Below are 15,889 nucleotides of genomic sequence, written 5' to 3' on the forward strand. Positions count from 1 at the left end.
TGTAAAACATGATGTCTTACACCCCTATTCTTCGTCCATTCCGGCTGGTTTATGCATGGCTCCGAAAGGAAAGAGGAGGGGTTGTATCCCATTTTTCCAAATGACGGCGGAAGCAGTGCATGACAAGCAGATGGGCTTTGGCCTGTGTATATTTATAAAAGAACCAAGGGATCGACGGCATGTAATCATGAATCGCTACGATCGCTTCATTCTTACCGGGAATTTTTCGAAATTCAAGCCGGCCCCGCTCATTCTTATCGACATCGGCCAGAACGCCGCCGGAAATATAATAAAGCGCCCGGTCTCTCGTACTTCGATCAGCGGCATACGTAAGTTCAAGCAGGGGCGTCCGGTTAAAGATGACACCGATCCGGCAATGGCTGGCATCAAAAACCGTCGTCTTCACCCACGGATTGAGTACCCGCTCCAGCCAGCGCACGTAATATTTTGCAATCCAGTCTGCAGAGTGACCCGTTGGCAGCGGGATCCTCTGCACAGACCGCACATCCTGTTGGATGGGAGAGAACTTCGGCTTGAGACGGCCCTTTTTCTTCGGTGCTTCTTCCTCTAAAGCAGCCCTCGCCGCTTCTTCAAACGTTATGCTTCCTTCACTCAATCCTTTCACGCGGTTCTCTTCCTGCACAATCATCGGATGCACAAGGCTTTCAATTAATGGGTAAACCATTTCTTTAGGCGAACCTGTCACAAGACGCACCCACAGCTTGGACAATTGAATGGTTAGAAAAGGAACATCGATCATCTTCGGGCTGCGGTTCATGACGGCGGCGAGTTTTGCCATCATCTCCTCATAAGTCATCACTTCCGGACCGCCGACGTCGACAGCCTTCCCTGCCAGTTCTCTATTATCAATGCTCTTATCCAGCGTAGTGAGTACGTCCGGAAGAGCAATCGGCTGCGTCTTCGTCCGCGTCCACCTTGGTAAGACCATAAACGGCAGCCGCTTCACCAAATTCTTCAAAATCGGAAAAGAGGAGCCGGAGGGACCCACGATAAGCCCTGCCCGGATCGTCGTGACCGGTGTCCCGTATGCTCCGAGAATTTCTTCTACTTCCAGGCGGCTCCTTAAGTGAGGGGACAGCGGACGCCCATCATCCGGAACGATCCCGCTTAAGTAAATGATTTGCTGTACGCCCTGCTTTTTAGCTGCCTGTGCGAAGTTATCGGCAAGGATGACGTCCATGTCTTCAAACGACCCTTGGGTCAACTTCGCTGAGGGAAGCATCGAATGGACGAGGTAGACAGCAATATCGGCACCCTCCAGTCCTCTTTCCGCATCAATCAACGAATATAAGTCACAGGACTTCCAATGAATATGGGGCTCGTCCTCCTTATCATCCCCATTTCTTGATAATGCGATAATGTCATGATTTTTTACCAATTTTTTCATTAAATTACGGCCGATATACCCGCTTGCACCAGCGACTACGACCTTTTTTCTCGGCTCTGTCATGGCTTCACTTCCTTCTTTATTTCCTATGTACCCGGATACCATATGCTAATAACTCGACAAAATTCGCCGAATTTCGAGTTTTATGGTAAAATTCCCGAGGTGACACCTACATATTCCATCGTAAAGGGAGAGATGAAATTTGACAGCTAATGAAATCGGCTTTGCACTCCTTTACATCGGACTTTTTCTATTGATAGGAAAGATCATCCGTGTGAAAGTGACTTTTTTACAAAATTTGTTCTTACCATCTTCGATTATCGGAGGTTTTGTAGCATTATTGTTAGGCCCCCAAGTATTAGGTAAATTCATGCCGGATGACTCCTGGCTTTCTTACGGCGTCATGCCGCCGGTCGTGACAGAAGTCTGGGCGGATCTGCCTGGGTTGATGATTAACGTCGTGTTTGCTGCCTTATTCCTTGGCGCAACCCTTCCTAAATTGAGTCAAATTTGGAATTATGCCGGCCCTCAATTAGCTTTTGGCTGGACGATCGGCTGGGGCCAGTATGTCGTAGGACTTCTTCTCGTGCTGCTTGTTCTGACACCCGTATTCAATATTCCACCGATGGCAGGAGCCCTGATCGAAGTAGCCTTTGAAGGCGGACACGGAACGGCTGCCGGTATGGCCGGTACGTTCGAACAATTCGGCTTCGATGAAGCGTTCGATTTGGCGATCGGGCTTGCGACGATCGGCGTCTTATCCGGTGTCATCTTCGGAATCATCCTCATCAACTGGGGAATCCGTAAGAAAAAGACGAAGGTAATTGATGGAATCAACGATTTCTCCGATCTTCAGAAGCGCGGGTTCATGGAATATCAGAACCTGGAGCCGAACGGAAAGCTTACGTTCCGTCCGGAATCGATCGAACCTCTATCCTTCCACATGGCGATTGTCATGCTTGCCATCTTCATTGGTTGGGGAATCTTAGAATTACTCATTCAATTAGAAGCGGTGACACTGGGATCAGGCTTCATGGAATTCATTCCACTGTTCCCTATGGCTATGGTCGGTGGTGTGCTTCTACAGATCTTCTTCAGCAAAAAAGATAAATATAATTTAGTCGACCGCCGTATGGTCAACCGTATTCAAGGGCTGTCTCTCGATGTTCTCATCCTGACTGCCATCGCTACGGTTTCCATCGACGTCATCGGTGAGTATCTGGTTCCGTTCTTGCTGTTAGCTGCAGCGGGGATTATATGGAACTTGTTCTGTTTCTTGTACTTTGCCCCACGTTTCATTCCTGATTATTGGTTCGAGCGCGGATTAGGCGACTTCGGACAATCGACGGGCGTCACCGCTACAGGGCTTCTCCTTATGCGTATCGTCGACCCCGACAACAAATCACCATCCTTTGAAGCATTCGGATATAAGCAGCTGTTCTTTGAACCATTCTTAGGAGGCGGTTTCATCACAGCATTATCCGTTCCATTCATTGTGCAGTTCGGCCCATGGACTGCCCTCATCGTATCTGTAGCCATGATGGCTGTCGGAATCATTTCCGGGCTGTTCTATTTCGGCAAACAGAAAATGAAATAAACGATTTATTAGATCAGCGTCTGCCATGCCGGCAGGCGTTTTTTTTTTCATACGAGCGTCTCTTTGTTTCATACTAAGCAAGTCGATTGACACCCGGCGCAGGCATGCTATATGTTATAGTCCGTAATCATAAGTAAATCGATCAGAATTCATGATAAATATTGGTAAATAAAGGAGGTTACTTATGAGTAAACTGTGGAAGGGATATATGGAGACATCTCTGATTAAGAAAATCACCGTCGCACTTGTACTCGGGATTCTTGTCGGGCTGATCTTCGGCGATGGGGCATCTGTCCTTGCTCCGCTTGGAGATTTACTGCTCCGTCTTCTCAAGTTCATCATCGTTCCATTAATTCTGTTTACATTAATTGTCGGTGTCAATCAGACCAACACGCACGACCTCGGTCGAATGGGCGGGAAGGTGTTCCTCTACTATCTCGGCACCTCGGCCCTGGCGATTATCGTCGGAATCATTGTCGCAGGCTTGTTCCAACCGGGAACGGGCACGAGCCTGGATGGGAGTGAAAGCATTGACGTCCCGGATAATCCCGGTCTCACAAGTGTTCTATTAAATATCGTACCGGAGAACATTTTGACGGCCCTGACGGAGATGAACCTGCTCGGCATCATCTTTACGGCCATCGTCTTCGGAATCGCGATTGCATTCCTGCGTTCCTCCGCCGATTATAAAAAAATCGGTGACAGTACGTATCAAGTGATGGAAGGCTTGAATGAAGCGACGCTGACGGTCATGAAGGGAATATTGCAGTACGTACCCGTCGGAATCTTCGCGATTGTTGCTGAAATTGTCGGAACAGAAGGCAAAGACACGCTGCTGTCGCTTGGAAATTTCATTCTTGTCCTTTATGTCGGCCTGTTTGTCCAGCTGCTGATCTATGTCGGTATCCTGTTGGTTACCAAGCGGAAGCCGTCCGCTTTCTTCCGGGAAGCACGGACACCGATGATCACCGCATTCGTCACACAGTCAAGCTCCGGGACGCTGCCGCTGACACTGAATGCAGCTAAAAACCTCGGCTTAAACAAAAGCCTGTACGGGTTCAGCCTTCCGCTCGGGGCAACGATCAATATGGACGGAGCAGCCATCCGGATTGCTGTATCTGCTGTATTTGCAGCGAACGTCATCAATGATCCGTTGAGCTTCACGGATATGCTTCAGGTCGTCCTTGTTGGTACCCTCGCTTCTGTCGGTACAGCCGGAGTTCCGGGAGCCGGAATCATCATGATCGCAACCGTCTTCTCGCAAGTCGGACTTCCTATGGAAGCTGTCGCGCTGCTTACAGCGGTGGATGTCTTTGTCGGAATGGGGGCAACCGCCCTTAACGTCACCGGCGACCTCGTCGGAACGACCGTTATCAATAAATCAGAGAAGAAAACAAACCGGTAATATAGAAGAACAAAAGCGCTTTTCTATGCAAACGCCACTAATCGGTAGAGCGATCATTATGGTAAAGGGCGGAGGGAAAAAGGGCAGACTCCTGCGGGAAGTGTGGCACAGATGAGAACCCGGAAGAGCAACAGCGATGAGGAGGCTCACCGGCCACCCCGCGGAAAGCGCCCCATTTCCCGCAGCCCGCTCCTCTACCCGATAAAAATTTCAATTAGAAAGCTGTATTATGCGGCTTTCTTTTCTTTTTGCAGTCGAATGGTTAGCATTCTAAGGAATTTTTGTGGGAAAAAACATTAAGAATGCAATTCCAATGGAATATATGCTATCATTAATCGTTAGTCACCTAAGTATTTAGCTAAGCACCAAAAGAAAGAAGGGGTAAGATGACAGACGAAGAAAGAAAGTCCATTAATCGCGTCCCCTTGATGATCGTGCTCATCTCGGGGGCGTTCGTTGCGATTTTGAACCAAACCTTACTTGCAACGGCCTTGCCGAAGATCATGGAAGATCTTCAATTGGACGCCAATACAGCCCAATGGCTGCAGTCGATATTTATGCTGGTGAATGGAATTATGATTCCGATCACCGCCTTTTTAATTGAACGTTTTACGACAAGAAGTTTATTCCTGACCGCCGTCGGATTGTTCGCTGCGGGTACGCTCGTTTGTGGGATCGCACCGAACTTCTCCTTACTGATGGCCGGACGTGTCCTTCAAGCTGCCGGGGCGGGGATCATCCTGCCGTTGATGCAGACCATCCTGTTCCTGATTTTCCCTATAGAAAAACGCGGTGCAGCAATGGGAATGTTCGGACTCGTCATCGCTTTTGCACCGGCCATCGGTCCGACATTGTCCGGATGGGTCGTCGAGCAATTCCCTTGGAGAAGTCTGTTCTTCATCATATTGCCGATCGCCATCGCAGATATTATTGTCGCTTACTTCATATTGAAGAACGTAACCAAACAGACCTTTCCGAAAGTGGACCCGATCTCCATCATCCTGTCTACCTTCGGTTTCGGCGGGATTCTGTATGGATTCAGTGTCGCCGGTAATAACAGCTTCTTCAGCGGGGAAGTAATGATTTCCCTCGGTGTCGGAGCGGTTACGCTGTTCCTGTTCATTACGAGACAGCTGAAATTGGAGAAACCAATTCTGGAATTCCGGATTTTCAAATACAAAATGTTCACCTTAACGACAGCTATCGGAATGATTGCCTTCATCGCCATGATCGGCGGTGCCGTCATTCTACCAATCATGATGCAGAACATGCTCGGATTCACTGCCTTTGAATCCGGTTTGATGCTGCTTCCTGGAGCGGTACTCATGGGGATCATGAACCCGATCACGGGACGTCTTTTTGATAAATTCGGTGCCAAATGGCTCGCCATCATCGGACTCGTGCTCGTTACCGGCTCCACGTTCCTGTTCACCGATCTTACGCCGCAAACAACGTTCACGTACCTGGCGATCGTCAACTGTTTCCGTATGTTCGGTATCGCCATGGTCATGATGCCTGTCACAACGGCAGGACTCAACCAGCTGCCGGAACATTTGATGCCGCACGGTACAGCGATGAACAACACGATGCGCCAAGTGGCCGGGGCCGTCGGTACGGCACTTCTCGTATCTGTCATGACGAGTCAGGCCGAACCGTCGGAAGGTCTGATCGGTTTGATCCACGGTGTCAACGTATCCTTCATCGTCGCAGGTATTTTCGCCATTCTTGGATTGGTCATGTCCATTTTCCTTACCAATTCCCAGCCCAGCCAAGAGTACAGCACCTAAAAAACGAAAAAATCCGAACGATTCTCTTTCTCTAAACAGAAAGGGAATTCGTTCGGATTTTTTTTGCATAGAAGCTTAACCGAGATCGACTTTCTCAAAATGTTCGACAGTCGGATGTGGATCATAGAAAGGATGGAGCAGCCTCGACCATTCTTTATATTCGTCCGATTCGCGGAAACCGATGGTATGGTCTTCGAGCGTCTGCCAATAGATCAGCATTAAATACTTACCATCGACTTCCAAGCACCGCTTAAGCTCGTGGGATATGTACCCGTCCATGGATGAAATGTACGTCGATGCTTCCCGGAACGCTTCTTCATATTCCTGTTCTCTTCCTTTTTCCACGTGCAACATGACCGCCTCTGTGATCATCGACTTCCTCCTATCCCTTCTGAAGGGCTGATTTGTAGCGCTGGTAGTAATTATCTACGTTATTTAATAGCAATAACTCCGTATACAAATAGGCTTTACTGTTAAAATCTGAAAAATCGATGTTCGTCAATTCCTGGATTTGTTTGATTCGGTAATTGAGCGTGTTCGGGTGAATGAACAGTTCCTGCGCGGTCTGTTTACCCTTCCCGTTATTCGCAAGGTACGCTTCCAAAGTAAGCAGGAGTTCCGTCTGTTTCTCGGTATCATTCTTGATGAGAAGAAGCAGATCTTCACTATAATAGTCTTCCGAACTGTTTTTCTCATATAAAGCGGCAAGGTAGCGGTAAATCCCCAGACGTGCGAATTCCCTCGGCATGGATTCAGGACGGGGGTTGATGAAACTTGCCGTCTCGATCACTTCCAATGCCTCCAGGAAGCTCTTTCGCATATGAATCAGCGTCGTGTATTCTTTACCGACTCCGATGAGGAAATGGTAAAATTCCTCTTCGCCCGTCTCGCGCTTCACTTCTTCGATCAGATCCCGCGCGATGTTACGAGAAGAGAAGCGGTCCTTCACACGGCCTTCGATCATAATAATGATCTGGAATTCCGTCTTCAAATAGTAGAGCTGTTTATCGGCACGGAAACGGTTGACTGTTGTCTCCAGCTCATCCAGCATGTATTTGTACTGGGGAGCGGTCACAGAGAAGACAACCACCGAAAACCTGTCAGGAACCTGAAGCATCGCTAAGGAAGCATCGTGACGGAACTGACGCTCGCTGCCGTACTCATGCTGCAGCAGCTGCCAGAGCAGTTCCTCCTTCCGTCCTTCCTTGGCATTCACCTTCATGAACTGATCATATATTAATTTCCCTAAATGGGGCGTAATTTCCTCCAAGAAATGTAAATCCGTTTCCTCCAGAGAATGATCCGACTCCTGGATCCACACATAGCCGAGCGTATGGCCTAGATGCTTGGCAGCGATGACGACCCGCTGCTGGAAGCCGAGGTCCTCGATTGGAGAAATACGGATCGCATCCGGCTGTTGATCGAGACGCTGGACGATCCCTTCCTTCTTCAAGCGGTCGATGATGAAGATCGGACATTTCTTGGACAAAATCGTTTTCTGCTGGGTTTGATCGAAGTCATCGAAAGCAGAGCTGTAGGACACGAGTTCAAAATTCTTATTTTCAATGATGACCGGTTTCTTCAGTTTCGAACTGATCAATTCTGTCGCTTTATGGATATCTTCTGCCTGAAGGATCAACTCTTTCACTTCCATAGGAATCCTTACCTTTCCAAGTAGGTTGAATGTCATGCGTTACCCTCCATTATATCCGTTGTGGTTGGAAAGAAAAAGCAATTGTACCGGAGAAAACCCGCCGGTTATGAAAAAAGCTCCCCCATTCCGGGGGAGCTTTGGTTTGTTGTAAGGAGTAGATGACATTTTCGAATACGTTTTTAGAACGTTTCCGAGATCGTCTTCGCCTGCATGTGCAGCGCCAGATAATCCGGTCCGCCGGCTTTAGAGTCGGTTCCGGACATTTTGAAGCCGCCGAACGGCTGGTAGCCGACAATGGCTCCTGTACAGCTGCGGTTGAAGTAAAGGTTTCCGACATGGAAATCATACTTCGCTTTTTCCAGGTGATCACGGTCATCGGAAATGACTGCACCAGTCAGTCCATATTCCGTATTGTTGGCGATATCGATCGCTTCATCGAAGTTCTTCGCCTTCGTGAAACAAACGACCGGCCCGAAGATTTCCTCCTGCTGCATACGGGAATCCGGCGCAAGGTCTGCAAATACCGTCGGCTTGATGAAATACCCTTTGGAGTCATCACCTTTTCCACCAGTGACAAGGCGGCCTTCTTCTTTCCCGATTTCCATGTAGCTCATGATCTTGTCATAAGCCCCTTTGTCGACGACAGGCCCCATATACACGTTCTCTTCGGAGGCATTTCCGACGGTCAACTGTTCGGCACGCTCTTTCACTTTCTCCAACACTTCATCGTAAACCGCTTCGTGTGCCACGACACGGGAACCGGAGGAGCATTTCTGACCGGAGAAACCGAAAGCAGAAGTGATGATCGCATCGACGGCTGTTTCAATGTTCGCTGATTCATCGACAACGACGGTATCCTTCCCGCCCATTTCCGCGATCACCTGTTTGATATGATTCTGCCCTTCCTTCACCTCGGCCGCGCGTTTGATGATGCGAAGACCGACATCACGGGAGCCGGTGAAGGAAATAAGGGCTGTTTTCGGATGATCGACGAGGTAATCGCCTACTTCGCCGCCGCTTCCAGGGACGAAGTTCAAGACGCCTTTCGGAAGACCGGCTTCTTCCAGCACTTCAACGAATTTGGCTGCAACGACCGGACTGTTGCTGGCCGGCTTCATGACAACCGTGCTTCCTGTCACAAGCGGTGCGACAGCGGTACCGGCCATGATAGCGAATGCCAGGTTCCATGGTGGAATGACGACGGCTACGCCTGTCGGTGTGTACACATAACGGTTCTGTTCACCCGGACGGCTTTCCACCGGTTTCCCTTCTTTCAGTTCAATCATCTGACGAGCATAATATTCAAGAAAGTCGATAGCTTCCGCTGTATCCGCATCCGCCTCTTTCCAAGGCTTCCCTACTTCGTACACAAGGTAAGCGGAGAATTCATGCTTGCGGCGGCGGATGATGTGCGCAGCGCGGAAAAGCAGCTCTGCACGGGCACGTGGATCCCATTTGCGCCAATCTTCAAAAGCGTCCGCTGCTGCCTGCACTGCTTTCTCTGCAAGTTCCGCATTCGCTTTCGATACCGTTCCGACAACCTGCTTCGTATCCGCCGGGTTGATGGACGTAATATGCTGATCCGTGTGCACGCGTTCTCCATTGATGAGAAGGTCATGATGCTGACCAAGCTCTTCCTTCACCTGCTTCAGTGCTTCTTCGAAAGCTTTCTTGTTCTCTTCTACTGTAAAATCTGTGAATGGTTCGTGCTTATATGGCTGGACCATAGGTAAATTCCCCTCTCTGTATAATAAATAGTTTATTTGCTGAAAATCCCTTTCATGGCGAAGGCGATGTTAGCCGGTCTCTCCGCCAGGCGTCTCATGAAGTAGCCGTACCAATCTTCCCCGTACGGCATATACACACGGACTTTATATCCCTCTTTCAGAAGGTCTGCCTGCATTTGTGTCCGCATGCCGTAAAGCATTTGGAATTCGAAACGGTCGTTCGGAATGTCATGCTCCTTCACGAGCTGCTTCGTATAAGCGACAATCGCATCGTCATGGCTTGCAATGGCCGTATAGTTGCCGTTTAACAAGTTCTTTCTGATCAGATGCTTGAGGTTATCATCGACGAGCTTCTTCTCCGGGAAAGCTACTTTGCCGGATTCCTTGTAAGCCCCTTTGACGAGGCGCAGGTATGGATCGTATTCATTGAGATCATCCAAGTCCTGATCGGAGCGGTACAGATAGGATTGAACGACAGTTCCGAGGTTCGGGTAGTCTTTCTTCAGCGCTTTGTATATGTCCAGCGTCGCTCCGCACCTGGAGGAATCCTCCATATCAATCGTCACGGTGATACCATGCTTCTCCGCTTCCTTCAGGATCAGTTCCATATTCTCCATCACAAGCTCATGGCTGATATCAAGCCCGAGGGAGGTCAGCTTCAAGGACACTTCCGATTGAAGTTGATGGGCAGCAATCTGCTGAATACTGCGGATGCATTCTCCGGCCCGGTCCCTCGATTCAGACTCACAGTCGACGAATTCACCAAGGTGATCGACGGTTACCACGAGTCCCTCCTCATTCAATTGCTTGATCAGCGGTATTGCCTGAGGGAATGTTTCTCCCCCGACTATCTTGTCCGCTCCGAATCTTGTGCCGAAGCGCTTGGCCATCCGATCTAACATCTTATTGTTGGAAAGGTATAAGAAGAAATTCTTACTGATGGCTTCCAAGATCCCCACACCCTTTCATCATTCTCTATCGATCCATACAAGCTTTATCCGGTGTAACTCGGAAATGTTTAATTGTTAAGAAAATTGTAACGAATAACGCTTACATTTGACAACGTGGTCGAAACACAAAGATACCCCCGCCTTTTTATTGTTTCAGCACAAAAGTGTCGAAAGGTGTTTTCACCACCCATATAATGGGAATATCCACTTTCTCTTACCGACCCATGATAAGTGTCATGGGTAAGTCCTGACGTTTGTGTCTTATCGTCGGTCCTCTTATCTCTTATGATGGGGATAACGACCAATCAAAGAGGAGAAAAACCTATGAACAGCGCCAAACAAAGAGAGTTGAAGAAAAGTGTTTCCGCATATGCGAAACCGGATACAGCCGCCGGCGTCCGCCAGCTGATCAATACACTGATTCCATTTATCCTGCTGTGGTATTTGGCTTACGCCAGCATGGCTTTATCTGTATGGCTCGCCATTCCAATCGCCATGATCGCCGGAGGTTTCGTGATCCGGGTCTTCATCATTTTCCATGACTGCACGCACCAATCCTTCCTGAAAAGTCAGAAGGCCAACCGTGTCATTGGAACGATCTCGGGTATTTTGACGCTCTTCCCTTTCGAAAAATGGAAACGGAGCCACTCGATCCACCATGCGACGAGCGGTAATCTTGATAAACGTGGTACCGGTGACATCTGGGTGATGACGGTCGATGAGTATGTGAACGCGAGTTTCAAAGAGCGTCTCGCTTACCGTCTGTACCGCAACCCGATCGTCATGTTCGGACTCGGACCGATTTACTTGTTCCTTATCTCCAACCGCTTCAACCGCAAAGGTGCAAAGCGCAGAGAACGTTGGAATACGTACATTACCAACGTGGCGGTCGTCGCCATCTACTCCCTTCTTATCTGGGCGATCGGCTGGCAGGCATTCCTGATCATCCAGCTGCCGATCCTTTACGTATCCGGTGTTCTCGGAATCTGGTTGTTTTACGTCCAGCACCAGTTCGAGGATTCCTATTTTGAAGATGAATCGGAGTGGGACTTCGTTAAAGCAGCGGTCGATGGAAGCTCTTATTATAAGCTTCCGAAGTTGCTTCAATGGGTGTCCGGAAACATCGGTTTCCACCACGTCCACCACTTGAGCCCGCGGGTACCGAACTACGCCCTGGAGAAGGCACACGAAGAGACGCCTCCCCTTCAGCACGCAACGACCATCACGCTGAAGACGAGCCTTGAGTCGATCCGCTTCCGCCTGTATGACACGGAAAACAAGACATTCATTTCCTTCAAAGAAGTGAAACCGTTACTGGAGAAAAAGCAGCGACGTGTCCAAAGCCGTCCAAGGTTCCAGGAAGACCAGTAATTCCACCAAAACCCATTCCTTTGAATGGGTTTTTTCTTTATTTTCCTTTATGCTTAAGTGAGAGAAACAAGGAGGCCGCCGCCATGCAGAACTGGTACCATATCATTCCGAAGAACACAGGACTCAGCATTTATGTCTGGATTATCTTCTGCGTCCTGCCGTTCTTCTTCATTTTCCGCTCCTCTTCGATGTATGAAATGATGTTCGGCATTTTGATGACGCTGCTCTTCTTCCTTGCGTATCGTCTGTCCTTCATCTCCAAGAGCGGATTCGTATATCTGTGGGTGAGTATCGAAATGGTGATCAGTCTTTTGATGACCATTTCGTTCGGATACATCTATTTCGCCCTGTTCCTCGCTTTCTTCATCGGGAACATTAAGAGCCTGGGTGGGTTTCTTTCTCTCTATATTGTCCACCTGGCAACGACGTTGATCGCCATCACCGTCACTTTCATCCATCAGCTTGATTCGGTATTTCCGAACCTGCCGTTCATTATCATCACCGTCATCGGTGTGATCCTGCTCCCCTTCACTGTCCGCTACCGGAACCAGCAGCAGAAGCTGGAAGGCGAACTGCAGGATGCCAATGAACGGATTTCCCAGCTGATGGTCATCGAAGAAAGAGAGCGGATTGCGCGGGACCTTCATGATACCCTCGGACAGAAGCTGTCGATGATCGGCTTGAAAAGCGACCTCGCCCGGAAGCTGATGGACATGCAGCCGAATCGAGCCAAGCAGGAAATCGATGATATCCGGATGACCTCACGCAATGCGTTGAAGGAAGTAAGGGAAATGGTATCGAATATGAGAGGGACGAAGCTTGAGGATGAACTCGTCCGCGTCCGGCAGATTATCGAGGCAGCGGAAATGACGTTTTCCTACGAAGGAGATCCGGTGCTTAAGAACACCCCGCTGCTTGTTGAGAACGTACTCAGTATGTGCCTGAAGGAAGCAGCGACGAATGTAGTCAAGCACAGCGAAGCTTCCACCTGCCATATTACGATCCATCCCTCACCAAATGAAATTCTCGTCACGATTGCCGACGATGGGAAAGGGATTCCGGAGACGCTGGAACCTTTCCAGGGACACGGCTTACAGGGAATGCGCGAACGGCTGGAATTCGTTAACGGAAGGCTGGAAATCCGTTCCGAAGAAGGAACCAAGCTGCTCTTTCACGTACCGAATGTGATAAAAAACAAGAAAAAGGAGGGTCCGGCATGATACGGATCGTCATTGCAGAAGACCAGCGTATGCTGCTGGGCGCGCTGGGCGCCCTGCTGGATTTAGAAGAAGGGATGGAAGTCGTCGGGCAGGCGGGAAACGGTCAGGAAGCAGTCAACCTTGTCCATGAAGAAAAGCCGGACATCTGCATCATGGATATTGAAATGCCGGTGAAAGACGGCCTGGATGCCGCCGAAGAAATTCAAGAGGAAACATGCAAAGTCATCATCCTGACGACTTTCGCCCGCCCCGGTTACTTCGAACGGGCAAGAAAAGCGGGAGTCAGCGGGTATCTGCTCAAAGACAGTCCGAGTGAGGAACTGGCAACGGCCATCCGTAAGATCATGAACGGCCAGCGCATCTTCGACCCGGAGCTGGTTGATCTTGCCTTCACCGAACCCAATCCGCTCACCGAACGGGAACAGGAAGTCATTCAGCTGATGGCAGATGGAAAAAATACGAAGGATATCTCTAAAGAGCTGTTCATCACACCAGGGACTGTCCGCAACTACATATCTGTCATTCTGGAAAAGCTGGAAGTAACCAACCGAATCGAAGCGATCTCTCGTTTTAAAGAAAAGGGCTGGTACAAACGGTCGAAATGATTCCCCTAAAAAAAACAGCCGGTCCTGCTTATACTCGCAGGACCGGCTGTTCTTTGGTGTTTTCTTATAGTTTGAAACGGCGGACATGACGATTCAGTTCTCCTGCCAGCTCCGACAATTCGGCGGCACTTCGAGACACTTCCTCCATCGATCCGCTCGACTGCTGGGCCGAAGCAGCTGCCTGTTCGACCCCCGCCGCCGACTCTTCTGTAATCGAAGCGATTTCTTCGATGGAACGGTTCATATCTTGTCCTGCGCCGGCAATTTCGCGAAGGTGGGCAGAAATCTCCTGGATTTTAGCTACCATGTCCGAAACGGAATGATGGATCGTATCGAACGTCTCTCCACTTGCCTCCATCTCGATAGACCCCCGGCCCACTTCGGTATATCCTTCTTCCAAGGATTGGACGACCTGCCCGGATTCCGTCTGAATGCCTTCCACGATATCGGTAATATCACCGACAGAAGCAGTGACCTGCTCTGCAAGTTTTCTCACCTCATCCGCAACGACGGCAAAGCCTCTTCCGTGCTCACCCGCACGGGCGGCTTCAATCGCCGCATTCAACGACAGCAGGTTCGTCTGAGACGCAATCGCTTCAATGACCTGGACAAGCTTGGAAATTTCCCGAGACTGCCTATCGAGGCCTTTCACTTTCTCGACCGAATCCTTCACAATCGTATCGATCCTGTGCATCTGGCCGATCGCTGCCTTCATCTGCTCCCGACCTCCTTCTGCAAGCTCGAGTACTTGAGAAGACGAATGCGACACGTGCCCGCCGTTCGCATCCGCAACCGCAATTTTATCTGTGAAGGTGCGCATCTGTTCCGCCAGACTGGAAGCACCGTCCGCCTGGGACTCTGCTCCGGAAGACATTTCCTGCATCGTCGAGGCGATCTGCACGCTTCCTTCCCTCACTTCTTCCGATGCCTGATCAAGCTCCCTGCTTTGCACCGTGACACGGTCGGAGGTCAGGGAAACCGATTCGATCACTTCCTTCAAGGCCGCCTGCATCGTATTCATCGCACCGGCAAGCGCCCCGATCTCATCCTTGCTCTTCACTTCCAGATCCCCTTTACTGATGTCGCCGCCCGCAAGGTGACGCATCCGTTCTGCCACACGTTTGATCGGCCTGGAGAGGTTATTCGCCATCATCCATGCGAAAAGGAGTCCGACCAGGATGACTGCCGCAGAGATAATCAATCCCCAGAACACCATAGCCGCGCCGCTTTCCAACACGTTAGATCCCATCTCCTGGATTTCTCCTTCTCTACGAATAGAGGCTTCTTCATAGATGGTTATCAATTCATTACTTACCGGAGTAACCGTATCTTCGAGCGCTTTCAGGGCTTCCTCTTCCCGACCGTCGTCAAACCGTTCAAACACCTCTGTCCGCACAGTCCCTTCCCATTCAATACTGTCCGTGACAAGCTTCCTGATGTCATCGGAGTCCGTCCGGTCCAGGAGATCCTTCTGCATCTTCATGCTGTCTTCCGAATACGCTTCAAAGGTTTCCCTGTATGCGTCATCGTTAAAGAGTACATACCCACGGGCTGCAGCTACCTTCTGTGATAAGTTATAGGCGAGCTTCTCATCGAGGATCAACAGCGGCAGTTCACGGTCGACGATCCCCTTCGTATTCTCGTTCGTCCTTGAAGTAGCGAAATAGTTGAAACTCGCGAGCAAAACCGTCAATAAAATGACCACTGAGAAGGCCGTCAAAATCTTTCCTCTTATACTTTTCATCGTTGAAACCAGGTCCCCTTTTTTATTATAGTTATCTATCTTTTATATCGGGTTGATGGACCTTTTTATGTAGTTCCTCCTCTCCCATGCGCAGGTCGGCATAAGCCAATGTGCAAAAACATTGTCGAAGATTTGGAATTTTCATCGTTCGTGTTGTATTTGAGGACAATTTTTGTTACGATCAAGCTAACTAAATATTTTCTTATTTCAAATTTTATTTGGAGTAAGGATAGAGGTGCAATGACATCAGTACGCATACGGAGGAGAATGAGCTCTGACGATCGATGCGGAAAGGGGAAATTGCCGAAGCTTCTCGAATCTCATCTTCCTGAAGCTGGTTCTGATACTGAAGAAGTGCAGGACTGTCATATAGGAGACTATATGGAGGGCTATCTTACGCAGGAACGGATACAAAGTTTCT

12 protein-coding genes and 1 riboswitch are annotated in these 15,889 nt (G+C 49.4%); of the genes, 6 read left to right on the forward strand and 6 right to left on the reverse strand.

Translation table 11 applies throughout. From position 1 onward, the window contains the following. Positions 1-49: 49 nt before the first annotated feature. Entirely contained in the window at positions 50-1,471 is a 1,422-nt protein-coding gene (locus tag M662_RS18690; RefSeq protein ID WP_035388123.1) for an NAD(P)H-binding protein, read from the reverse strand. A 139-nt stretch (positions 1,472-1,610) separates the two neighbouring features. On the opposite strand from M662_RS18690, the gene M662_RS18695 reads away from it, so the two are divergent. From M662_RS18695 to M662_RS18705, 3 genes are all read left to right on the forward strand, one after another. Then, positions 1,611-3,005 (forward strand): sodium/glutamate symporter, encoded by a 1,395-nt coding sequence (locus M662_RS18695; protein ID WP_026577721.1) that lies wholly within the window; start codon positions 1,611-1,613, stop codon positions 3,003-3,005. A gap of 184 nt (positions 3,006-3,189) precedes the next feature. Further along, the gene (locus M662_RS18700) at positions 3,190-4,410 is read left to right on the forward strand and encodes a dicarboxylate/amino acid:cation symporter (RefSeq protein ID WP_026577720.1); all 1,221 of its coding nucleotides are present in this window, start codon (positions 3,190-3,192) and stop codon (positions 4,408-4,410) included. Positions 4,411-4,796: 386 nt separating this feature from the next. Then, the gene (locus M662_RS18705; RefSeq protein ID WP_026577719.1) at positions 4,797-6,197 is read left to right on the forward strand and encodes an MDR family MFS transporter; all 1,401 of its coding nucleotides are present in this window, start codon (positions 4,797-4,799) and stop codon (positions 6,195-6,197) included. Between the two features lie 75 nt (positions 6,198-6,272). Here M662_RS18705 and M662_RS18710 read toward each other — a convergent pair whose 3' ends face one another. The 4 genes from M662_RS18710 to M662_RS18725 form a co-directional block, all read right to left on the reverse strand. Further along, complete coding sequence (locus M662_RS18710; RefSeq protein ID WP_026577718.1) at positions 6,273-6,569, reverse strand: antibiotic biosynthesis monooxygenase family protein; 297 nt, start codon at positions 6,567-6,569, stop codon at positions 6,273-6,275. A gap of 10 nt (positions 6,570-6,579) precedes the next feature. After that, positions 6,580-7,887 carry a PucR family transcriptional regulator gene (locus M662_RS18715; RefSeq protein WP_235601505.1) on the reverse strand — a complete coding sequence of 436 codons (1,308 nt, stop codon included), beginning with the start codon at positions 7,885-7,887 and terminating at the stop codon, positions 6,580-6,582. A 143-nt stretch (positions 7,888-8,030) separates the two neighbouring features. Then, a complete protein-coding gene (pruA, locus tag M662_RS18720; RefSeq protein WP_008633794.1) occupies positions 8,031-9,578 on the reverse strand; it encodes an L-glutamate gamma-semialdehyde dehydrogenase in 1,548 nt (515 codons plus the stop codon). A 32-nt stretch (positions 9,579-9,610) separates the two neighbouring features. Then, a complete protein-coding gene (locus M662_RS18725) occupies positions 9,611-10,528 on the reverse strand; it encodes a proline dehydrogenase family protein (protein WP_008633793.1) in 918 nt (305 codons plus the stop codon). A 324-nt stretch (positions 10,529-10,852) separates the two neighbouring features. Between M662_RS18725 and M662_RS18730 the strand changes: the two genes are divergently transcribed. The 3 genes from M662_RS18730 to M662_RS18740 all read left to right on the forward strand — a co-directional run bounded on the left by M662_RS18730 (position 10,853) and on the right by M662_RS18740 (position 13,724). Next, positions 10,853-11,899, forward strand: a complete 1,047-nt coding sequence (locus M662_RS18730; protein WP_008633792.1) for a Delta(5) desaturase DesA — start codon at positions 10,853-10,855, stop codon at positions 11,897-11,899. A gap of 83 nt (positions 11,900-11,982) precedes the next feature. After that, entirely contained in the window at positions 11,983-13,119 is a 1,137-nt protein-coding gene (locus M662_RS18735; protein ID WP_008633791.1) for a sensor histidine kinase, read from the forward strand. After that, a complete protein-coding gene (locus M662_RS18740; RefSeq protein ID WP_026577716.1) occupies positions 13,116-13,724 on the forward strand; it encodes a response regulator transcription factor in 609 nt (202 codons plus the stop codon). The genes M662_RS18735 and M662_RS18740 overlap by 4 nt, the downstream gene beginning before the upstream one ends. Positions 13,725-13,788: 64 nt before the next feature. Here the strand turns inward: M662_RS18740 and M662_RS18745 are convergent, their stop codons facing one another. Continuing rightward, positions 13,789-15,468 (reverse strand): methyl-accepting chemotaxis protein, encoded by a 1,680-nt coding sequence (locus M662_RS18745; RefSeq protein ID WP_035388120.1) that lies wholly within the window; start codon positions 15,466-15,468, stop codon positions 13,789-13,791. Between the two features lie 222 nt (positions 15,469-15,690). Beyond that, positions 15,691-15,868, forward strand: a riboswitch (Lysine riboswitch). The last annotated feature ends 21 nt before the right edge of the window (positions 15,869-15,889 follow it).

Origin of the sequence: Bacillus sp. SB49, assembly GCF_000469135.2 — a bacterium.
In the GTDB taxonomy this organism is placed as follows: domain Bacteria; phylum Bacillota; class Bacilli; order Bacillales; family Halobacillaceae; genus Halobacillus.

Excerpts from the sequence above, each read along its gene's own strand:
- M662_RS18690 (WP_035388123.1), bottom strand. The coding sequence starts at position 1,471 with ATGACAGAGCCGAGAAAAAAGGTCGTAGTCGCTGGTGCAAGCGGGTAT.
- M662_RS18700 (WP_026577720.1), top strand. The coding sequence starts at position 3,190 with ATGAGTAAACTGTGGAAGGGATATATGGAGACATCTCTGATTAAGAAA.
- M662_RS18705 (WP_026577719.1), top strand. The coding sequence starts at position 4,797 with ATGACAGACGAAGAAAGAAAGTCCATTAATCGCGTCCCCTTGATGATC.
- M662_RS18710 (WP_026577718.1), bottom strand. The coding sequence starts at position 6,569 with ATGATCACAGAGGCGGTCATGTTGCACGTGGAAAAAGGAAGAGAACAG.
- M662_RS18715 (WP_235601505.1), bottom strand. The coding sequence starts at position 7,887 with ATGACATTCAACCTACTTGGAAAGGTAAGGATTCCTATGGAAGTGAAA.
- pruA (WP_008633794.1), bottom strand. The coding sequence starts at position 9,578 with ATGGTCCAGCCATATAAGCACGAACCATTCACAGATTTTACAGTAGAA.
- M662_RS18730 (WP_008633792.1), top strand. The coding sequence starts at position 10,853 with ATGAACAGCGCCAAACAAAGAGAGTTGAAGAAAAGTGTTTCCGCATAT.
- M662_RS18735 (WP_008633791.1), top strand. The coding sequence starts at position 11,983 with ATGCAGAACTGGTACCATATCATTCCGAAGAACACAGGACTCAGCATT.
- M662_RS18740 (WP_026577716.1), top strand. The coding sequence starts at position 13,116 with ATGATACGGATCGTCATTGCAGAAGACCAGCGTATGCTGCTGGGCGCG.
- M662_RS18745 (WP_035388120.1), bottom strand. The coding sequence starts at position 15,468 with ATGAAAAGTATAAGAGGAAAGATTTTGACGGCCTTCTCAGTGGTCATT.